Annotated in this window: 14 protein-coding genes and 1 pseudogene; 9 read left to right on the top strand and 6 right to left on the bottom strand. The window is 49.3% G+C overall.

Annotated elements, in window-relative coordinates:
• Nucleotides 1-23: 23 nt before the first annotated feature.
• The 6 genes from D0C16_RS14035 to mscL all read left to right on the top strand — a co-directional run bounded on the left by D0C16_RS14035 (nucleotide 24) and on the right by mscL (nucleotide 6936).
• Nucleotides 24-2441 (top strand): response regulator, encoded by a 2418-nt coding sequence (locus D0C16_RS14035; protein WP_191968491.1) that lies wholly within the window; start codon nucleotides 24-26, stop codon nucleotides 2439-2441.
• A gap of 120 nt (nucleotides 2442-2561) precedes the next feature.
• Entirely contained in the window at nucleotides 2562-2891 is a 330-nt protein-coding gene (gene trxA, locus D0C16_RS14030; protein ID WP_151032925.1) for a thioredoxin TrxA, read from the top strand.
• A gap of 474 nt (nucleotides 2892-3365) precedes the next feature.
• Nucleotides 3366-4625: a transcription termination factor Rho gene (gene rho, locus D0C16_RS14025; RefSeq protein ID WP_151032924.1), complete on the top strand. Its 1260-nt coding sequence runs from the start codon at nucleotides 3366-3368 to the stop codon at nucleotides 4623-4625.
• A gap of 105 nt (nucleotides 4626-4730) precedes the next feature.
• Complete coding sequence (gene ubiD, locus D0C16_RS14020) at nucleotides 4731-6212, top strand: 4-hydroxy-3-polyprenylbenzoate decarboxylase (RefSeq protein WP_151032923.1); 1482 nt, start codon at nucleotides 4731-4733, stop codon at nucleotides 6210-6212.
• Nucleotides 6213-6238: 26 nt separating this feature from the next.
• Nucleotides 6239-6430: a CPXCG motif-containing cysteine-rich protein gene (locus tag D0C16_RS14015; protein ID WP_151032922.1), complete on the top strand. Its 192-nt coding sequence runs from the start codon at nucleotides 6239-6241 to the stop codon at nucleotides 6428-6430.
• Between the two features lie 104 nt (nucleotides 6431-6534).
• Complete coding sequence (gene mscL, locus D0C16_RS14010) at nucleotides 6535-6936, top strand: large-conductance mechanosensitive channel protein MscL (protein ID WP_151032921.1); 402 nt, start codon at nucleotides 6535-6537, stop codon at nucleotides 6934-6936.
• Between the two features lie 11 nt (nucleotides 6937-6947).
• Here the strand turns inward: mscL and D0C16_RS14005 are convergent, their stop codons facing one another.
• From D0C16_RS14005 to D0C16_RS13990, 4 genes and pseudogenes are all read right to left on the bottom strand, one after another.
• Entirely contained in the window at nucleotides 6948-7841 is an 894-nt protein-coding gene (locus tag D0C16_RS14005; protein ID WP_151032920.1) for a hypothetical protein, read from the bottom strand.
• An 82-nt stretch (nucleotides 7842-7923) separates the two neighbouring features.
• A complete protein-coding gene (locus D0C16_RS14000) occupies nucleotides 7924-8304 on the bottom strand; it encodes a hypothetical protein (protein WP_151032919.1) in 381 nt (126 codons plus the stop codon).
• A gap of 236 nt (nucleotides 8305-8540) precedes the next feature.
• Complete coding sequence (gene cysE / locus D0C16_RS13995; protein ID WP_151032918.1) at nucleotides 8541-9338, bottom strand: serine O-acetyltransferase; 798 nt, start codon at nucleotides 9336-9338, stop codon at nucleotides 8541-8543.
• Between the two features lie 75 nt (nucleotides 9339-9413).
• Nucleotides 9414-10289, bottom strand: a pseudogene (locus D0C16_RS13990) (serine/threonine protein kinase); the annotation flags it as partial.
• 341 nt (nucleotides 10290-10630) lie between these two features.
• Here D0C16_RS13990 and D0C16_RS13985 point away from each other — a divergent pair.
• Complete coding sequence (locus D0C16_RS13985; protein WP_151032916.1) at nucleotides 10631-10927, top strand: hypothetical protein; 297 nt, start codon at nucleotides 10631-10633, stop codon at nucleotides 10925-10927.
• Nucleotides 10928-10983: 56 nt separating this feature from the next.
• Here the strand turns inward: D0C16_RS13985 and D0C16_RS13980 are convergent, their stop codons facing one another.
• Nucleotides 10984-11559, bottom strand: coding sequence for a hypothetical protein (locus D0C16_RS13980; protein ID WP_225318682.1), 576 nt, complete (start codon nucleotides 11557-11559; stop codon nucleotides 10984-10986).
• 46 nt (nucleotides 11560-11605) lie between these two features.
• Nucleotides 11606-11821 carry a hypothetical protein gene (locus D0C16_RS24460; RefSeq protein ID WP_225318681.1) on the bottom strand — a complete coding sequence of 72 codons (216 nt, stop codon included), beginning with the start codon at nucleotides 11819-11821 and terminating at the stop codon, nucleotides 11606-11608.
• 861 nt (nucleotides 11822-12682) lie between these two features.
• Between D0C16_RS24460 and D0C16_RS13975 the strand changes: the two genes are divergently transcribed.
• Complete coding sequence (locus D0C16_RS13975) at nucleotides 12683-18040, top strand: cellulase family glycosylhydrolase (protein ID WP_062064441.1); 5358 nt, start codon at nucleotides 12683-12685, stop codon at nucleotides 18038-18040.
• A 603-nt stretch (nucleotides 18041-18643) separates the two neighbouring features.
• Nucleotides 18644-21655, top strand: a complete 3012-nt coding sequence (locus tag D0C16_RS13970) for a TonB-dependent receptor (protein WP_151032915.1) — start codon at nucleotides 18644-18646, stop codon at nucleotides 21653-21655.
• Nucleotides 21656-21691: the final 36 nt, after the last annotated feature.

The following is a 21691-nucleotide window of genomic DNA, read 5'->3' as shown; positions in this document are numbered from 1 at the left end:
GTATTTTGCTGTGGTTTGCCGAGATGCCCAACCTGAGACGCTACATGCGTGAAAATCCGATAGCGGCGCGCCTGCTTGGGCTGATTATTATCAGCAGTTCGATTATCACCCTGATTGCCATTCTCCTGCAGTTGCATAGCAACTTTAACGATGATATCGCCGCGTTGGAAAAACGCTTGGATCAGGTGCGTATCAGCACCCTCGCCAGTATCACGAAAAGCCTGTGGGGCTTTGACCAGGAGCAGCTTAATATCCAGATCAATAGCGTGTTGGCGGTTGATGATGTGGTGCAGGTCAAAGTGGTGTGGCATGACTGGAACAATACCGAGCAAACCCTGGTTGCCAGCAATTACAATTACGATCCCAAGGATCTGGAAAATAAGCGTAGCCAGTTTCTGGTGCGTTCCTACCCTTTGGTCTACGAAGACGCCAGCACCCCCGAGCAACAATTGGGCACGTTGACTATCACCGCGAGCCTGAGCAGCATTTACGATAAATTGTGGGAGCGTGCGTTTTTTATCGCGCTGGTACAGGGCACCAAAACTCTGGTCATTGCGCTGTTTATCGTTTGGCTGGTCCATGCACTGCTCACACGCCATATCAAAACTATTGCTAATTACGCACGCAATTTGAATCTGGAAACGCTCACCAAGCCGCTGAAACTAAAACGTCTGAAAGTCAATTCCGCGTCTGACGAATTGGATAATGTGGTCAATGCAATCAACCACATGCGCGAAACCCTGCTCGATGATATTGAACAGCGCCACGCTATTGAAATGGCGTTGTTAACAGAAAAAGAAGAGAAGCTGGAAACGCGTCGACAGAAAAATGCAGCGGAAGATGCCAGTCGTGCCAAGAGCCAGTTTTTGGCCACGATGAGCCATGAAATCCGCACGCCGATGAACGGTGTTATCGGCATGCTGGAAATGCTGCGTGACACCCCGCTAGATGACAACCAAAAGCATTATATCGATGTTATTCATCGCTCCGGTGAAACTCTATTAAGCATCATTAACGATATTCTCGATTACTCCAAAATCGAAGCCGGGAAAATGCGCTTGGAGGAAACCACCTTTGAGTTGGATGAGCTGGTAGAAAACTGTGTGCAGTTATTTGGCGCAACGGCAAACAAGCGGCAGATTGAATTGTTTGGCGGTCTTGAGCCGGGGGTGCCGCGGTGGTTGCGTGGCGATCCGACGCGTTTGCGCCAGATTATTATTAACTTACTCGGCAACGCCTTTAAATTTACCAGCGAGGGTTTTGTTTCCTTGCGCGTGCAATTGGCAGCAGAGCCTGTTGATCATAAAGTTGCGCTCCGGTTTGTGGTGCAGGATAGCGGCATAGGTCTGGATACCAGTAACACCACGAATTTATTCGACTCTTTTAACCAGGCTGATGCCTCCACGACGCGCAAATACGGCGGTACGGGTTTGGGGCTGGCGATTTGCAAAAGTCTCGCCGAGTTGATGGAGGGCGATATAGGGGTTGAAAGTGTTAAAGGTCAGGGGGCAACTTTCTGGTTTACCGCGCGCATGGGCATCGAGGATGTTTGCGATTGGAATTCCGCGCGCAACCAAGCGAAGTATGAATCCCTGATTGCAAAAAAATTGTTGTTGGTGGAGGCCAGTCGCACCCTGAGCGATTTTTTAACGCATCACTGTGTGGCTTGGGGGGGGTATGTTGAAACGGCATCCTCTGCTAAAGCAGCGTTGGCGCAAATCAAACACGCCATGCACTCGGGTGAGCCTTACGATTTTGTGGGATTCGACTATGCATTGCCGGATACCAATGGCTTTGATTTTGCCCAAGGGGTACGCGATATCCCCGAGTTAGGCGATTTGCCTTTATTTATGTTTAGCGCGGGGGATGTCTATCATGATCAGGCGCATGTACGTCGACTGGGCATACATTCTATTTTGCGCAAACCTATCTCAATTAAACTGCTACAACAGGAACTGATTGCCCTGACCGGGCATGAGGCGCCGCCGGTGGCTCCGGAAGAGCGCAAGGTGCATGATCCGGAAAAGTTCGCCCATTTACGTGTACTGGTTGCCGAGGATAACCCGGTCAACCGCATGGTAATTAAAGGCTTGCTTGGCAAGCTCAATATCGTGCCGCAATTTGCGGAAAATGGTGTGGAGGCGTTGTCGGCGGTGAAATTGGCGCACGAGGCTTTCAGTCTTATCTTGATGGACTGTGAAATGCCGGAAATGGATGGTTTTGAGGCAACCCAGAGTATCCGGGATTTTGAGCGGCGCGAAGGCCTGTCGGCCATTCCTATCATTGCACTGACTGCCCACGCCCTGCAGGAGCATCGAGAGGCGGTCTTTGCCAGCGGTATGAACTATTACCTGTCCAAACCAGTCACGTTTGACAATCTCTACGGCGCATTTGAGGGGGTTGGAGTGGTTCGGCGCGAGCGAAGCGCACCCGGCGCATAGCGTTCCCCTATGGCAATAATTGGTTTTTTCTCCTTGCCTGTACCTGGGGCAATCCTTATGATGCCTTCATTGTTTTGGGATAATCCCGCCACTAATTAACCGCAAGGTTTGGAGTTTCTTATGAGTAGTGATGCAATTGTTCATGTAAGCGATGCGAGCTTTGCGCAGGATGTTTTGAAGGCTGATTTGCCAGTATTGGTAGATTTTTGGGCGGCGTGGTGTGGCCCTTGTAAGATGATTGCCCCGATTCTGGATGACCTGGCTGAACAGTTTGAAGGCAAAATCAAGATCGCCAAAATGGACGTGGATGCAAACAAGGACACTCCCGCACAATTTGGTATTCGCGGCATTCCAACCCTGATCATCTTCAAAAATGGTGCCGCCCATGCGACGAAAGTGGGTGCGCTGAGCAAGCCGCAGCTGGTTGATTTTATCAATAGTTCACTTTAAAACTGATCGGGCCGTTACAAAAACGGCCCAATTTGTTTTTGCACTGTGCGTTTTTTCTGGCTATACTCCACCCAACCTGATGTTTGTTCCTCCTCGAATCGCCTGCCTGATTCACAATAACCAGACGAACAAACCCTTACTCCTGCTGTTAACCTTGTCCTTGGAATCCTGAAGTTTTGGATTTGTCAGTTAGCCCGTCAATTCACTGTATAAATAATTGATAAGTTAATTGAACCTGTTACCTTGGGCTGGCAAGCTTGCATCCTGGAATTTATCTGAAAAGTTCAATCCCCGGCGCAGCGACAATAACAGCAAAAGTGCAAACCTTTTTATAAACAACAAGTCGTTAACCGACATTTTTCCGGCTAACTTTTGTTAAGTAATTATTATTAGATTGCAATTATTAGTTCGTAATTATTCGTATTTGAAAAGTCACTATCTGCAACACTCACATCCATCCATAAAGTCTCTCCTATGAACCTAACCGACCTTAAAAAGAAACCCATTGAAGAATTAATTGATATCGCCCACGAAATGGGTTTGGAAAATATCGCCCGCTCGCGTAAGCAGGACATTATTTTTAATATCCTCAAGCGCCATGCAAAAGGTGGCGAAGATATTTACGGCGATGGTGTATTGGAAATTTTGGTAGATGGATTTGGTTTCCTGCGCTCTGCAGACAGTTCGTACCTTGCAGGCCCCGATGACATTTATGTTTCACCCAGCCAGATTCGCCGCTTTAACCTGCGCACCGGCGACACCATTTCTGGCAAGATTCGCCCACCGAAAGAAGGCGAACGTTATTTTGCCCTGTTGAAAGTTAACGATATTAACTTCGACAAACCGGAAAGCTCCCGCAACAAAATTCTGTTTGAAAACCTCACTCCGCTATTTCCCAATATTCGCCTCTTGCTTGAAGCCGGTAACGGTTCTACCGAAGATCTCACCGGTCGTATCATCGATTTGATTGCCCCTATCGGGAAAGGCCAGCGCGGACTGATCGTTGCACCACCAAAAGCGGGTAAAACCATCATGATGCAAAATATTGCGCAGGCGATTACGCGCAATAACCCCGAATGTCATTTAATTGTGTTATTGATTGACGAACGTCCGGAAGAAGTTACCGAGATGCAGCGCTCGGTGCGTGGCGAAGTGGTTGCATCAACATTCGATGAGCCGCCAGCACGTCACGTACAAGTGGCGGACATGGTAATTGAAAAGGCGAAGCGCTTGGTTGAACACAAGAAAGACGTTGTCATTTTGCTCGACTCTATTACGCGTCTGGCGCGCGCTTACAACACCGTAATTCCTTCATCCGGTAAAGTATTGACCGGTGGTGTGGATGCCCATGCACTTGAGCGTCCAAAGCGTTTCTTCGGTGCTGCACGTAACATCGAAGAAGGTGGTAGCTTGAGTATTATCGCTACTGCTCTGGTAGATACCGGCTCCAAAATGGACGAGGTTATTTACGAAGAGTTTAAAGGTACCGGTAACCTGGAATTGCACCTGGATCGCAAGATCGCTGAAAAGCGTATTTATCCAGCGATCAACGTGCGCCGTTCAGGTACTCGTCGCGAAGACTTGTTGATGAAAGAAGATGAGTTGCAACGCGCGTGGATTTTGCGTCGTTTGCTGAACGATATGGAAGATGTTCCGGCAACTGAATTCCTGCTCGATAAGCTGAAAGACTTTAAAACCAACGACGAATTCTTCCAGTCTATGAAGCGCAAATAAACGCTACATAAAGTAAATTTGCAGGGCGGAATGTGAAACGCCTTCCGCCAATTCTACCAACGGCGGAAGGCGTTTTTGCTTTTTCGCCCCGTGAGTTTTCACCACATGAAATATAAAGACCTTCGCGATTTTATCGCTCTGCTGGAAGCGCGCGGATTATTAAAGCGCATCAAGCAGGAAATCGATCCCAATCTGGAGATGACTGAAATTTGCGACCGCACATTGCGTGCCGGTGGCCCAGCGCTGTTATTTGAAAACCCTAAAGGTTATTCGATTCCTGTGTTGGGAAATTTATTTGGTACGCCTGAACGCGTTGCGTTGGGCATGGGGCAAGAATCGGTAGATGCCTTGCGCGATGTGGGAAAATTACTCGCCTTTTTAAAAGAGCCGGAACCGCCGAAAGGGTTTAAAGATGCGTGGGAGAAATTGCCAATTTTCAAACAGGTTTTGAATATGGCGCCCAAGGTGTTGAGCAATGCGCCCAGCCAGGAAGTTGTGCTGGAAGGCGCGGCGGTCGATCTCGATCAAATTCCGATTCAAACCTGCTGGCCAGGTGACGCGGCACCGCTGGTGACCTGGCCATTAGTGGTTACGCGTGGGCCGCACAAAGAGCGCCAAAATCTCGGTATTTACCGGATGCAAAAAATCGGTAAGAACCGTTTGATTATGCGCTGGCTTTCGCATCGTGGCGGCGCATTGGATTTTCGCGAGTTCCAAATCCAGAACCCCGGTAAACCTTTTCCGGTTGCTGTTGCACTGGGGGCTGATCCGGCAACTATTCTTGGTGCGGTCACACCAGTTCCCGATACACTTTCTGAATACGCCTTCGCGGGTTTATTGCGTGGCGACAAAACCGAAGTGGTGAAATGTATTGGCAATGATCTACAAGTACCTGCATCGGCCGAATTTATCCTGGAAGGTTATATCGCCCCGAATGATATGGCCCCCGAAGGTCCGTTTGGTGATCACACCGGTTATTACAATGAGGTGGATAATTTCCCGGTATTTACCGTCGAGAGAATTACACATCGCCGCGATCCAATTTATCACAGCACTTACACTGGCCGTCCGCCAGATGAACCTGCCATTCTCGGTGTGGCTTTGAACGAAGTATTTGTGCCAATTCTGCAAAAGCAATTCCCGGAAATCGTGGATTTCTATTTGCCGCCTGAAGGTTGTTCTTACCGCATGGCGGTAGTTACCATGAAGAAACAATATCCCGGTCACGCCAAGCGCGTGATGATGGGGGTTTGGAGCTTCTTGCGGCAATTCATGTACACCAAATTTGTGATTGTTACCGATGACGACGTCAATGCGCGGGATTGGAAAGATGTGATCTGGGCGATGACTACGCGCATGGATCCGGCACGCGATACGCTTATGGTGGAAAATACTCCCATCGATTATCTGGATTTTGCTTCGCCGGTTTCCGGGTTGGGTTCCAAAATCGGTTTTGATGCGACCAATAAATGGCCGGGTGAAACGACGCGCGAATGGGGTACTCCGATTGTGATGGACCAGCAAATTAAAAACCGTGTAGATGAAATCTGGAATGAATTGGGAATTGATTTGCCGGCTGCCTATTAACTCGCATTGTTCATAGGAGTATTGTCATGAGTTTACTTGAGGAATGTTGTCTGGATTGTCCTTATTGCGGCGAGCCAATCAGCGTGTTGGTAGATTGCTCTATCGATCAGCAAACTTATGTTGAAGATTGTCAGGTTTGCTGCCGGCCTATAGTGTTGCAGGTCGCGGTAGATGAGCAAGGTTATCCGCAAGTTTACGCGCTGCGTGAAGATGAATGACCGGGGTGGCGTTTTTGCAATTACCGTTTGGTTTTCAGAACGTTATAGGCTATAAAAGTTGCAGCGCATGTGCGCGCTCAACCAACACATAAAGGGGAAGAGCTATGAGCTTTATTAAAGATTTTAAAGAATTTGCAGTGCGCGGCAACGTGGTGGATTTGGCGGTCGGTATTATTATCGGCGCTGCTTTTGGAAAAATCGTCACATCCATTGTGGCAGATGTGATTATGCCCCCCATTGGATTGCTGATCGGCGGGGTAGATTTTAGTGATTTAGTTATTACGTTAAAAGAAGCCGAAGGAGCGACTCCGGCGGTGGTCATTTCTATTGGTAAATTTCTACAGACTATTATTGATTTCACAATTATCGCGTTTGCGATTTTTATGCTGATTAAAGTCATCAATAAAGTGAAAGCGAAAGATGTCCCTCCGCCGCCTGCTCCCAGTGCGCAAGAAGTGTTGCTCACAGAAATTCGCGATTTGCTGAAACAGCAACAACAAAAATAATAGTTGAATAGTTAATTGGCGGCTGGCGGATTTAATAATTGCCAGCTCGCCAGCTCTGGATGAAAAAATCCGCACTCGCGGTAAGCGCGTTCAATGGTACCATTGGCTCGCAGTTGTGAAATGCCTTTACTCAACGCTTGATAAAATGCATCGCCAAGCGGATGGGTTTTGCTCACCGGCCAATGACGGCTCCCTCTAATTGCAACCCTCACGCCTTTAATCGGCACCAAGCGAATTCCGTCTACCACAATTTCCTGCTCCGGGTTCATTGCAAACGGCGACAAAGTTAAATCCACACGCTTGGCATTTATCATGCGCGCCATATTGACCCAATTGGGTGTGAACATAATTTTATTAAATCCCATGGATTCAAGCGTAATCAAATCCGGCTTCCACTGACGGCTGGTCACCACTTTCAACTGGGTTAACTGGGCAAGCGTTTTACTCTCTTGAGCCTTGAGGTTATCAGCAGATGTGTAAAAGCCAACGGTAAATTGCCCATCCAATACCAATGGCGGTGTGATATGTACTTTGTCCCGCTGGTCTTCCAGATCCTGATACCAGATGGTGCCGCTGACAGTGAGTGTTTTCCCGTCGAGCACATTGCGAATGCTGCGGAAATAGTTTTCTTCCGCGAAAAACTGCAGCGGCTGAGTAAAGCCGCCAAGAGCGAGCGCCTGCTGCATCAGTATCAGGTCGATTACATCGCGGCGTGCATGAAGGCCGCCGTAATAATCAACGGCGGTCGGGCTGCGCTCCCCTAAAAATTGACGATAATCCGCTTGAATGTCCGGCAGGACCCCAATGCGTGCCGAGGTTTCAGCGTGCAGTTGGCTGCTCAATAAAATGAGCCCACAGGCTATCGCCAGAGTGCGCAGCCACTCATTTTCAAAAAGTTTGCTCATAGTGCTCACAATTAAAAGTTACTGGCTGGGCCAGTCCTTGTAATTGTGGCTGTTGACACTCTTATCGTCCAGAAATGGATGCTCAATCCACCGGGTGGCCGCGGTACATGCGAACTGGCTTGGCCGGCGCAGCGGCCAGCAGCTCCGGGCGGGGCGCGTCAACCAATATCGTCTGCCCGCGATAGACCTTAACGACCTGTTTCGGTAAATCGGTTTTCGGGGCTGGTTCCGCTTTGATTGCGGTAGCCGACACTGGCTGTATCAGTCCCAGCCACTGTGTACCTGCGAGAGACAGGAGTTCTTTGATCAGGGTTTTAAGAATAGTGTCTTTGGCACTTTGGTAGTAATCCGCTAATTCCTTAAGCAGCTCCGGGTTCGCCATTTTCACACCCGGTTTTACATCGGGCTCAACGCGACGGCGAATCTCGTACACCAAATCAATCATCGGCTTAGTGTATTGCATGCTTCTTCTCCTCGGTCTTGGAATTGCAGTTGAGCAAATATCAGACCAAAGGCGAATTTCCGGTTATAGCTGGCGATTTCGACCTATAAATGAGCAATAAGGGGGAATGTTTTGGTGCGCGAGGATTATTCTGGGGCAGCGCAGAGGCAAAGAAAACGTATCTGGCGACGAAACTAAATTCCCGGCGCCAGCTAGGCTGTTTGGTGTTTGTGGATTTGGTATTTGTAGATGAGTGGTTAGCGAATCAAATGATCCATTTCCCGTGATGGTTGTGAGCACTGGGTTTCGCAGATGATTTGCGCAGGTACACCCGCAACTGTCGCGCGGGAGGGAACATCTTTCAATACCACGCTTCCAGCGCCAATTTTGGCGCATTCACCCAGGGTAATATTGCCAAGAATTTTGGCTCCAGCACCGATTAACACGCCTTTGCGTACCTTGGGATGACGGTCGCCCGCCTCTTTACCGGTGCCCCCCAGAGTCACTGACTGCATGATGGAGACGTTGTCTTCTACCTCAGCGGTTTCGCCGATCACTATACCGGTCGCATGGTCAAACATAATGCCCTTACCGATTTGTGCAGCGGGGTGGATATCCACCGCAAACACCGACGAGATACGGTTTTGCAGAAATAGCGCCAGCGAGTTGCGCCCCTGTTGCCAAAGCCAATGAGCCACGCGGTAGGCCTGCAGCGCGTGAAAGCCTTTGAAAAAGAGCAGCGGGGTTACCAGCGAGCAACAAGCTGAGTCGCGCTCACTCACGGCGAGTAAATCAGCGCGGATCGCTTCGATAATACGGTCATCTTTGCCCATGGCCTCTTCAATCACTTCGCGAATTAGCATGGCCGGTAAAGCAGGGCTATCCAGTTTATTGGCGAGATGAAAGCTAAGCGCGGCTTTCAGTGAGTCATGGTTGAGGATGGTGGAATAGAGGAAACTGGCCAATACCGGTTCTGACTCCGCCTGTTTGCGGGTTTGCAGGCGAATCGATTCCCAGAGGCTATCGACCACCAGGGCGGGTGCAGATGCAGTCATGGGAATACTCCAAACAATCAATCAGATCAGAAAACCATTATTGGGGGTGAATGTTAAATTTCCAACCGCTTGTTACTAGTAAATGACTAATGGTGGCTCATTGAGTGCCGCCAGCTGTTCGCGCAGTTCCAGAATATGCTCGCCCCAGTAGCGCTCGGTATTGAACCAGGGAAAATGCCGGGGAAAGGCCGGGTCGGTCCAGCGACGCGCCAGCCAGGCGCTGTAATGCATGATACGCAAGCTGCGCAAGGCTTCGATCAGTTGCAGTTCGGCCAGATCAAAATCGCAAAACTCGCGGTAACCCTCCAGTATCTCGCTCATCTGCGCCGTCTGCTGGTCGCGTTCACCCGAGAGCAGCATCCATAAATCCTGGATCGCCGGCCCCATGCGCGCATCATCAAAGTCGACAAAATGCGGTACTTCATCGCGCCACAAAATGTTGCCCGGGTGACAGTCGCCGTGAAGGCGGATAGGCGTGTAATCCACGCGCGCGAACACCGTATCGCAGCGCGCCAGTAGGTCGGCACCCAGAGTGCGATAGGACTCGCGCAAACTTGCCGGAATAAAGTCCTGCTCGAGCAAAAAAGTGTAGCTCGCCCGACCGAAGGTTTGGATATCTAACCCGGGGCGATGTTGGAATGCTTGTGCCTTGCCCAAGGCATGCATGCGTCCGAGCGTACGTCCCAGAGAGAGTAGCGCATCAAAGTCATCGAGGTTTGGCGCATGACCGCCCTGGCGCGGGTAGAGTGCAAAGCGAAACCCCTGGAATTCGCATAGGCTGTTGCCTTGATCGTCGACTAGTGGTGGTACGACTGAGATCTCCAAGTCCTTTAACGCTTGGGTGAACTGGTGTTCTTCCAGTATCTGTTCATTGCTCCAGCGTTCCGGGCGATAAAACTTGGCGATCAGCGGCGAGCTTCCCTCAATCCCCACCTGATATACGCGGTTCTCTGACTAACCTTAACGCTATCATACATGTACATCTGTAACTAATTGTTAATTAAAGTGTTTAGTTAAACAAAAAGTAGCATATGTATACATAACTATTCAGGGCAGATGTGTACAAATTTGGGCTGGGGGGGGAGATTGCTAATGAGTTGGCGCCAAACAAACGCGATAAAATCTGAATAAGCCTCAAAAAATGTAACCGCAAAAGCCACTCATGAGCCATTAAGCGCCATGAGTGACAGTATTATGCAAGATTCCGATTTTTTACAATAATCTGTAATGCTATACCCAAGCGAGAGATGCGTTACCCCGATTTTGCCAGCATATGAAATTACGCTGGGATCTTGAAGAGATCCGATCCAAAGAAATATATTGATGCAGCAATGGCAATAGTGTCTTCGTCTAAAAATGCGTTACGTAGAGTATTACGGCATGATTTGGTATTTCAGTTGAAGTTACGTTTAACCGATGAACTGACCCCGCAGTATGTATTTAACATTGCCGCAGAAACTTTGCTGCCGCATGACGTTACTGAAACTGTGTCTTCAGTGCGGATTGCGCAATATCAAAGCCATTCCAAATTAAACGTGGACTTCCAAACTCTAGTGGACACACCTAAGTCAACAACCTTGAGCGGGTAGTGCAATCCAATCACTATTACACTACCTGCTCAAAATCTACCCCAAAAAATTACCGACTACATTACCTTGGAGTAACGAATTGATGATGCATTATTAAGATACTCATCAACCACCATACAAATTCTCCGAATAAGCAACCGCCCCGCATTGAGAACGTCAATTCCATCATCAATCATTAGCTTTAGTTGCGATAATTCTTTAGCAAAATGAGTGCGCATATCCCGGCAAAATGCACTATCAACAGCAGCAAAATTCAAATTGAAATGACAAATTAACTGATTAATTACAAACCGCCGCAAAAGATCTTCGCTGGTTAATTCAATACCTTTATTAAAAGGAATTGCACCCGAGTCAATCGATTTTTGATAATGTTCAACGCGCTTAGCATTTTGTATATAGACATTGCCGAATGCGCCAATCTCAGAAGCTCCAAAAGAGAGCAAATCGCAATCGCCATGAGTGGGGTAGCCCTGAAAATTTCGTTGTAACTTTCCTGCTCTTTGTGCTTGTACCAAACTATCATCCGGTTTTGCGAAATGATCCATGCCAACATAAACATATCCAGCGCCCTGTAACCGCTCTATCGCCATATACAGGAGTTCAAGTTTTTGCTCTGCTGAGGGGGAGATCACGCTCGCTAATTAATTGCTGGCTCTTAAAAAGATGCGGCATATGGGCCTAATTAAATAATGACAAGCGGTCGGGGGAAAGTTCTATCACTCTATTTAATGTTTCACCGACACTGCTCAAAGTTTGCATTGGCAGGCCATAAATTAAATCCATACTGATCGAGCGATAGTCTTGTTGACGTAGTGCTTTTACCAAGGTGCTTACATCTTCAACACTGTTATAACGATTTACTGCTTTTTGAACTTGGGAATCAAAATCCTGCACACCCACTGGCCAAGCATAAAGGCTTACTCGATTTTTTTCCTACATTAAGCACAATTTTTGGTATACATCTACGCCTCTTCTAAGCGATTTTCTTTTATTCAAATCAACAAAGTACCGAGCAGACTTAAATTATAACGAATGTTCAAGTGTATTGATCATAAATTGATGGCATCGGATCTGCTCCCTAATTGTTCCAAAGTTAATGCGTGGGCCTTTAAGGTAGGTTAGCTTGGCGCTATGCGTGCCTCAGCGAAACATTCTCCGCTTCCATTTGTTCATTGCACCCTCGTATTAGTAAAGCAAAAAGGGCCCAATCGATGATCTAAGTCCAGCGGCGGCACGCCGTCTTTGGCATCTATCGGTTCGATGCGACTTAAATCTACACTTACTGACTTGAGTATCTGCATGTTATCAATCGCAGTTGTTGCACTACTGCTGCAAACCTGAATCTCATTGCTAGGGTTAGAACGATGATTGCGCCACGCGAGCGTTGTCTTTTTGATGAGGTGCGATGTAATTGGTTACTTGATTGTTTTATCTTCCTACATAAAAAGGTGTTTTGCGATACATCATACTAATGTTAACGCTATTTTTGAGATTCAATTCTGCTTATTCCTGTTGTTAGTGTAATCGATTACATGTACTCTTTAATCGCAGCATTGCATTCAGCTCTCCCTTCTCAATCAGGTGAGTTGGTCTTCAAGGGAAACATAATATTGCGCTTAGGAAGTGCGCTTAAGAGAGAAAGCAAGTTAATACATAACAATTATGCGGCTCGTGCTTTAGGGCGTGGGCTGGGTTGTGTTAGGGCAGTACTTGCGCTGGTAACGATAATTCTAAAATCAACTAGCAGGCATTCTTATGAAGAAACTTCAATTGTGTTCCTCCATTGTCGGGGTTTTTGCTATGGCGAGTGCGCTTCCCGCATTAGCCGGGCAATGCACTTCGGTGGTGTGGTCTTCCAGTACAACCTACAAAGGGGGCGAGGTGATCACCTATCAAGGTGATGAGTATAAAGCGCGCTATTGGATTAACCCGGGTAAAACACCCAATAAAGCCGATGAGTGGGATGCGTGGCAGTGGCTGCAGGCTTGTAGCTCAAGCCAGAGCTCGGCAGCTTCACTGGTACCCTCCTCAAGTGCGCAGTCTTCGTCGGTGCGTTCATCTATCGCCTTTTCATCGGCAGCACTTTCATCCCTGGCAGCCTCATCCATAGCGCCTTCGTCAGCCGCCACCTCATCTGGCACAGGCTCTTCGTTGGCAACTGCCGCCCAATGTAATTGGTACGGCAATCTTTATCCCTTATGTAAAGCCACGCCGTCGGGCTGGGGTTGGGAAGAGCAAAAAAGTTGTATTGCACGCACCACCTGTAGCGAGCAGCCCGCGCCCTATGGCGTAGTGGGTGCCGCCTCTAGCGCGGTGGCTAGCTCAATAAAAAGTTCGGTTAATAGCTCAGTTGCCAGCTCGATAAAAAGCTCGGTGACAAGTTCAGTTGCCAGTTCATTGAAAAGCTCAAGTCTTGGTACGGTGAGCTCGTCTAGCCTTAGCTCGGTCATCGGCACACCGAAAACCCCGGGCTTTGTGTACGCCACGCCCGATGGCCACTTTGGTCTGGATGGCAAATACTTTTACACCAACGGTTCCAATCAATACTTCATGTTCTACAAACATCCCAAAATGGTGTTGGATGTTTTGGGTGACATGAAAAATCTGGGCATGACCAGTTTGCGTGCTTGGGGTTTCTGCGATGGTGAATACTATGGCAGCACCGACTACACCGGTTATTGGGACCCGATTTTTGGCACTGGCACCCAGTCCGATAGTCACTGCTTCCAGCCTAACAACCCCGATAAAGTGACCGCAGCGGCACGCTTCAATGAAGTGGGCTTTAAGCAGTTGGACTTTATGCTGAAGGAGGCGGGCGATCGTGGCATCAAGTCGATTTTGCCGCTGACCAACTACTGGGGCGGTTTTGGCGGCATGTGCCAATACGCGGCCTGGTCACCTAATATCGATGTGGATGGCGATGGTCAAACCACCGATGCCGACGAAGCATTGCAATGCTATCGCGTGGAGATCAAACAGCGTTATGCCGAGCGTTTCACCGCCACTACGCCGGATGGTATCAACAAGGCAGTGGCAGATTACAACGCCGCTATAGTCAATGGCCCGCAAGGTAAAGAAGACCATGAGTTCATCGTTGAAGCGGCGGCGAAATTCTATGGTGATGCCTGGTCGCAACAGCGGTTCCGCGAATACATCAGCTATGTGTTGAATCGTACCAACCACTTGACTGGCATTAAGTACAAAGATGACCCCAGCATCATGATGTGGGAGCTGGCCAACGAGCCGCGCTGCGTCGGTTGTACGGAAGAGCAGCGCGCTGCATTTCACCGCTGGATCGACGAGACCTCACGCTATATTAAGTCTATCGATGGCAAGCATTTGGTCTCTACCGGTATGGAAGGGTTTGATGCGTCCAATCCTTGGGAAGAGCGTCAGCGCAATGAGCTAGTGGCACAGGGGCAAACTCGCGCCCAAGCCGAAGCGGCCATTCCTTTAGCCTATAAAGAGGGTACTGACTTCATTGCCGATCACAGCTATCCCGCGATTGATGCCTACTCCTTTCACCTCTACCCAGATTGGTGGGGCTTGAATGAAGCGGAAGCCAAAAGCTATATCAGCAGCCGTATCGATAAAGCCCGCGCCGGTGGCAAGCCGGTTTATTTGGGTGAGTTTGGGCGCATGGTGGAGTTTGATCAGGCGGCCATGTACGACTATCAGTTTTGGGATGGCCGTCAGGGTGTAAGCCAGGCTGAGCGCGAGCGCATTTATGGCGAGTGGTACGACCTTATGGATGCCAAGCAGTTGGATGGCGCCATGCTCTGGTTGTTGTCGGGCTTAGATTACTGGGAGCGTGACAATATGCAGCCCTGGACTTACAACGGCAAAACCGACTACGGCAACAAAACCAAATACTGTTTTGCGCCTGAGTATGAGGCCAGCCGTACGTCACACCCGGGTGCTGCCGCCAACCTGAACAGTTGGACTTGCGATGGCCTGTACAACGACTGGGACAGGTTTACCGTCTACTGCAACAGTGCGCGCACCGATGTGGTCTGCGCCAAAATCGGTGCCTACAGTAATTTGCTGCAAACCCAGAAAAACACCGTCGATGGTACAGGTATGGGCGCTGCGTCCAGCGCGCCTAATAGCAGCAGTTCTACCGCCAGCTCCGCGCCCAGCCGTCAAACTATCTATGTGAGTGGCCGCTCTATCTACCTAGCCGATGGTACGCCGCTGGTCATGCGTGGGGTGAACCTGCAATACGGTGACGACCCGGCGGTTAAGTTTGCTTCCATCGCACAAATCGCTAAAACCGGTGCCAATGTGGTGCGCTTGCAACTGCGCGCCGATACCACTGCCGCCCAGTTGCGCAGCGCGCTCGATGAGATTGTGCGCAACCGCATGCTGGCTATGCCGATGTATTGGGAGAACGGCAGCCGCGGCACCTATCAAATCACTGGTGGCAGCGATGCCAATGCGATTGATAACGGTGTGGTCGGTGGCGATGACGCCGTCAGTAAGTGGACGGAAACCTGGGGTGCGGTGATTAAAGACCCTAAATACCAACCATACTTGCTAATTAATATCGCCAATGAATGGGGTCAGGATAAAACAGTATGGCGCGACACCTACGCCAAAGCGGTAAAAACCCTGCGCGACAATGGCATCACTGCGCCCTTGGTTATAGACGCGGGCGATTGGGGGCACAACCCTTACTTCTTTGATGGTGGTGCCAGCGTGCTGGCGGCAGACCCACTGCGCAACACCATCTTCTCGGTTCATGGCTATTACGAGTGGTCAAACACGGCAGAGATAGATACGCGCATGCAGTATCTAATCAATACCCAGTTGCCGGTGGTAGTGGGCGAGTTTGGGCGTAGCAATCACACTGCGGGTGGCAAAACCACTGATCATTTCTACTTGATGCAAAAAGCGCAAAGCGTATCTATGGGATGGATCGCCTGGTCTTGGCGCGGCAATGGCGCGGGTGAAACCATGCTCGATATGTCCAACGCCTACGACAGTTATTCACTGACGCAACACGGGGTGGATATAGTCGATTCCGCAACCGGTATTAAAGCGACGGTAGTACCTTTAGCGACGAGTTATTTTGGCGGCTCGACTAGCTCGGCAGCGGCCACATCACAAGCGTCAAGTTCATCTGTGCCCAGCTCTGTGGCAGCGTCGAGCCAGCCTGCGTCGTCCCTTGTCAGTTCTAGCAGTGTGCAAACTACTAGCTCGGTCGCCACCAGTGTGGCACCTGCGGAGATGACTTGGAATTACGCCGCCAATAGCGCCAGCTTGCAGGGCGCGGCAGTGTTATCTGGCGATGCGGTGGAATTAAAAGCTGCGGGCAGTGGTGCCATCTGGACATTTAATGCACCTATGGCGGGGGAGTATCGCTTGACCCTGACCTGGAGCACGCCCAGCGGCAGTAAGGTCAATACGCTCATGGTGGACGGTGCCGGTGTTGCCACTAACTTTAATTCAGCAACCCCAGCGACCAGTGTGCGTACTCTGATGCTAAGTCAGGGCAGCCACAGCGCCGGTATTCAAGTGAACGCCGGTGATTGGGGCTACATGACTGTGCATAGCCTTAAGGTGGAGTTGTTGGGCGGCTTGCAAATTCAAAGCCCGGCGAACTTTGCGCAGCTGGCTTCGGGTAGCAATATTCAAATCAGTTACCTTAAACAAGGTGCGGGCAAACTGAGCTACAGCCTCAATGGTGCAGCGCCGGTGAGTTATAGCGGTGCTAGCCCCTTGGTTATCCCCAATCAGGGCGATGGCATTTATCGCCTGCAGTTCGGAGTTGAGGGCACTGGCCTAAGCCAAAGCCTGCGCTTGCAAGTGGGGGCATCGGCCAATAAGCAGTTTGTAGAGCGCTCGGGCACGCAGTTTGTGTTGGGCAATAAACCCTTCTACTTCAACGGCTCTAATCAGTATTACTTGATGTACAAGCCCGAGGCTATGGCTAAGGACTTCTTTGAGCGCGCCGCCCATTTAAAAATGAATGTAGTGCGCACCTGGATGTTCTGCAACGACACCAAAACCCACGACGGCGTCTGCATCAATATGAAATCCAATGGCTCGTTCATTTTGAGCAAGCCAGCGGCGCAGCGCACGGCGCAGGAGCAAGCGATTATCGACCGCAGTTTCCAACTGTTTGATAATTATGTGGCTCTGGCCGAGGAGCGCGGTATTCGCTTGGTGTTGTCGCTTGGCGATCACTGGAACTACTTCGGCAATATCGACAGCTACGGTGGTTATGCCAGTGCGCCCGGGCGCGAGATCTACAAGGCCTTTATCACCAATCTGCTCAATCACACCAACAGCATCACCGGTGTGGCCTACAAAAATGATCCAACCATCATGATGTGGGAGTTGGCCAATGAGCCGCGTATTGGCAGCGACTTGCCCGGTTTTAGCGCTTGGGTGAGCAGCATTGCCGCGCACATAAAATCCATTGCGCCACAGCAGTTGGTCTCTATCGGTATGGAGTCGTCCTTTGGTGCTGCAGGGGCGGGCGATACTTACGCCAACCTGCGCGCCGTCAATAGCGACCCAAATATCGACGCTATTAGTGCTCACCTTTATCCCACTTGGTGGGGTTTAACCGATGCCCAAACCCTCGGCAACTTTGACCTGCTGGCGGACTTGGCGCGCGATTTGGGCAAGCCAGCTTATATCGGTGAGTTCAGTTGGCCGGTTAACGAGCAGCGCACCACTGGCGCGCAAACGGTAAAACTCACCAGCTTTACTGATCAAGCACTGGTGGATAGTTTTGTGAAGGTGTCGCTGCAGCAGCGCGACCAATACTTTGCCAGCTGGTACGCCAAAGCTTGGGCCCAGCGCGATGCTATTGGCGGCATGCTTACCTGGCAGCTGTCCGGATTAGAGTGGGGTAATGGCATGACGCCCCTGGGCGGTTGTCAGTGGTGTTCTGGCCCCTATGGTGAAGCCAGCGGTGGCTGGACAGCTAATAATGACGGCTTCCAGTTCTACTGCGCAATTAATGAAGCTGAGCTCAGCCTTAGCAAGCTGGGCGCACCGGGCAACAATGTTGAAGGCAAAGTCATCCACATGACTTGGCATAAACCCAGCTGCGACATCATCAAGCAGTATTCGGAACTGTATCAGGGCTTAAATCAATAGTGATGTAACTCTGAGCGCTCTCCTCGCTCTCTCTTCCCTCGGGTCGGCTAAAGCCGCTCGGGGGCTTTTTGTTTTTATCATTCCGAGAAATTAATTGGTTGTGCCGTGCTCTATATTGCCTTCACTTCAGGCGATGACAGTGGTTCTATGCTGAGGGCTTCACAAACAGTGCGACGACAGGGTGAAAGTATACCTTTTGCGTCCCCTGATACTAGGGTCACTCAATGTAAAAAGTAACCGTGTACAAATTTTCGAGGTTACGAAGATTTAAATTTTTTCGCTATCCTTTCCTAATATAAATCAAGTCTAGTGGCACACAATAAATTAAAGTCTTTACTAATCAGTGTTATATGAATTTTATGCACACCACAAACAATTTTAATAATAAAAAAACCTAATCTTTTTAATATATGAAATATATATGTTATCGTTAACTCGCTGGGGCATGCTCGTATATGTAAACGGTTGCACTAGGTTCACCAGTCTCTCAGAATTGAACGGTGCCTCCACGCGGTGCCAAGGTTCTGACTGAGAGCCTGTATAAGCTTAAAATACAGGGAACACACACATAAGAAGTCAAAACTAAAGGACCCACTATCGGCTATGAAAACGTCTACGAATTTTAATAAAACCCTACTCGCCACGCTTATTACCACCTGCTTCGCTACTGGTGCTTATGCACAGGGCGATTCGGTCGAAGAAGTTGTTGTCACCGGTGTGCGCGGCGCACAGGAAAGAGCGATTGATGTAAAACGCAACTCAGCACAAATCGTCGATTCAGTCGCCGCCGAAGATATAGGCAAACTGCCCGACACCACCATCGCCGACTCGCTCCAGCGTATTACCGGTATTCAAATCCAGCGCAGCGGCGGCCAGGGCAGTGTGGTGAGCGTACGTGGTATGGGGCAGGTGTTGAGCACCATGAACGGCGAATATTTTCTAACGCCCGCCAGCATGACCACTAACGGCGTGAACTTTACCGATGTTCCCGCAAGTCTGGTTTCTGGTTTGAATGTGTCCAAATCCCAATCGGCAGCGCAGTTGGAAGGCGGCATTGGCGGCAGTATCGATGTACTCACCCGTCGTTCACTGACATTGGATGAAGGCTTCAGCGGTTCAGTGCGCCTGCAAGGCAGCAGCGGCAGCATCACTGAAACGACTGATCCGGAATTAAGCGGCTTGGTAGGTTGGAATTTTGATGATGTAGCCGCTATGTCGCTGGCCTTTTCCTACGGTGAATCTACCCTCGCGGAAAATCAGGGCCGCCTGCGCGCCGACCGTGTTGCCGAAAGCTGGGGTTGCAGCAGTAGCTGCGCCGATCTGGATGGCAACGGCAATACCAATGGCGATTTCATCAACCCGATGAGCTGGAACAGCCCAGAATTTTCCGCCCGTGAAATTGAACGCGAACGCTTGGGTTTGGCCTACAACTTTAATTTGGCGGTGAGCGATGCACTCGAATTAAATGCGGATATTTTTTACACATCAATGGATGAAAAAGCTGCTGGCCAATTTATTTATTTGGGCAACCAAATTGGCGGCCGCGCCGGTTTCCATGAATACACTCTAGTGACTGGTAAACCGGCGATTGTTAACCCCGGCGATGGCTCACTCGGCGGTCAACCTTTCTACGCTACCGACATGAATATGATGGTGTCCGGTTTCCGCGCCGGTGTGCTCGGCGATTACCGCGAAAGTTCTGCGCTCAACTCTAACGTAGAATTGAAATACGATAACGGTGGTGCATTTACCGGTAGCGCGCGCTGGGTATCGGGCAATGCCGATAACGACAACAACAATCTCACCCTCGCCCAAGTCAGCAATGCGATGATGGTGAAGCGTTCGCCAACAACAGCTCCAGTTAACATCAACCCCGGCGCTATTGATGACGGCTTGATTTACCCCATGCATGTTCAAGTCAACAACGAAAATGTTTTGGCAGAACTTGACCCGGCAATGATTAGCAAAATGGCCAATCCGGAAGCCTGGTATTTGCACTCTGGTTGGATTGAAAGTACTTACGCCGAATCCGATTTTGATGTACTGCGTTTTGACGGCAATTTTAAATTTGCCGATGAAGGTTTGACTTCGGTAGATTTTGGTTACCGGTTTGCCGATCGCAATACCAGCTTCAAAAACATGTCATTCTTCTCACCTTCTGGTGTCGTAAAAGACGGCGTGGAACTGCTCAATAAATATCACGAAGTGGGTTACGCCACCGGCCAAGCAGGCAGCACCGGCACCGCCGCTGGTTTAACTTACGATCCGCTGCCCGTGGTTGAAATTACCGATGCAAAACTCAATGGTTACATCGGCAATGTGAGTAATTTCGGCGAAGCCTTAAAAGGTTTTAACGTAACGATTCCCATGATCGATACACGCAAAATTGATGACCCGATTGCGTTTAACGATATGATTTACGGCAAAGGCCAACGCATAGTCAACCCGGATCGCTCTTACGCGATTACCGACAGCAAACAAAGTTTCCACTTCCAAGCTAACTTTGATAAAGCGCTAAACGATACGTTCACCATCAGTGGTAACACTGGTGTGCGCTACGTAAAAACCGATTTAACCGTCACACAAAATATTACTGATCCGAAAAAACTGAATCCGTTAATTTTGGCGGGCACAGATCCGAACCACACCACCTATACGGATCTTGGCGATAAGATTACCAACGTCTCTTACAATCACTTTTTGCCCAGTTTAAATTTAAACATTGGCATTGCCGATGATTTCAAAGTGCGCTTAGCGTTTGATAAACGCATGACATTGCAAGATTTGGATCGCTTGGGTCAAGGCTCTATCACTTATTTGAGTTCAGAAGAAACCGTTACAGATCCAGTCACCGGCGAATCGGTTAAAGAGCCATTCCAACGGGTTAGTTCACGCCAGAACAACGGCAACCCTTATCTCAAACCTTGGTCTGCAAATGTATTTAACATTGCCGGTGAATGGTATCCAACCGACAACGCCATTGTGTCACTGGGTTATTTCAACATTGAAGTAGATAGTTTTACTTACACCAAAGTTGAAAAAAATCCCACACTGGCAGATAGCGATGGTGTAGTACGTCGCGGTGGTGAAGAGCAAACCGTATCCAATGGTTCCGGTGGAACCGTCAAAGGCTGGGAATTTTCTTACCAACAAAGTTTTGATTTCTTGCCAGGGTTTTTAACTAACACAGGTATGACACTCAACTATACCTACTCACCCACCAAGAGCCCTTCCAGCGAATTGTTACCCAATGGCAGTGTTGCGCCATTTAACAATACCGCTGAAGATCAAGCGAACCTGGTGCTCTGGTATCAAGACGAGAAATTTGAAGCGCGTATTGCCGCCAATTATTTGGGCGATCAATACCAAGGCAAAACTTCTGGCTGGATGTGGAACCCAACCAATGAAGACAAGGGGATGCCGCGCTACATGAAAGAAACCTTATTTGTTGATGTCACCACGGCTTACAACATAACCGAAGAACTGCAGATCACGCTGGCGGTAAATAACCTGACGGAAGAAAACAATATCACCTATACCCAATGGCAAGATTTTGTTGATTCCTACAATATTTTTGAGCGTCGTATTACTGCCGGGGTTAACTATAAGTTTTAAATAAATTTCAACTTGCTTTAAATACATGGATCCCCG

This window comes from Cellvibrio sp. KY-GH-1, from assembly GCF_008806975.1.
Taxonomy (GTDB): Bacteria; Pseudomonadota; Gammaproteobacteria; order Pseudomonadales; family Cellvibrionaceae; genus Cellvibrio.
Note: the sequence above shows the minus strand (reverse complement) of the source record. Positions and strands in the feature narration are given on the sequence as shown.

Coding starts and splice junctions, on each gene's coding strand:
- trxA (WP_151032925.1), top strand. CDS start 2,562: ATGAGTAGTGATGCAATTGTTCATGTAAGCGATGCGAGCTTTGCGCAG.
- ubiD (WP_151032923.1), top strand. CDS start 4,731: ATGAAATATAAAGACCTTCGCGATTTTATCGCTCTGCTGGAAGCGCGC.
- D0C16_RS14005 (WP_151032920.1), bottom strand. CDS start 7,841: ATGAGCAAACTTTTTGAAAATGAGTGGCTGCGCACTCTGGCGATAGCC.
- rho (WP_151032924.1), top strand. CDS start 3,366: ATGAACCTAACCGACCTTAAAAAGAAACCCATTGAAGAATTAATTGAT.
- D0C16_RS13970 (WP_151032915.1), top strand. CDS start 18,644: ATGAAAACGTCTACGAATTTTAATAAAACCCTACTCGCCACGCTTATT.
- cysE (WP_151032918.1), bottom strand. CDS start 9,338: ATGACTGCATCTGCACCCGCCCTGGTGGTCGATAGCCTCTGGGAATCG.
- D0C16_RS14000 (WP_151032919.1), bottom strand. CDS start 8,304: ATGCAATACACTAAGCCGATGATTGATTTGGTGTACGAGATTCGCCGT.
- D0C16_RS14015 (WP_151032922.1), top strand. CDS start 6,239: ATGAGTTTACTTGAGGAATGTTGTCTGGATTGTCCTTATTGCGGCGAG.
- mscL (WP_151032921.1), top strand. CDS start 6,535: ATGAGCTTTATTAAAGATTTTAAAGAATTTGCAGTGCGCGGCAACGTG.
- D0C16_RS13975 (WP_062064441.1), top strand. CDS start 12,683: ATGAAGAAACTTCAATTGTGTTCCTCCATTGTCGGGGTTTTTGCTATG.
- D0C16_RS14035 (WP_191968491.1), top strand. CDS start 24: ATGCCCAACCTGAGACGCTACATGCGTGAAAATCCGATAGCGGCGCGC.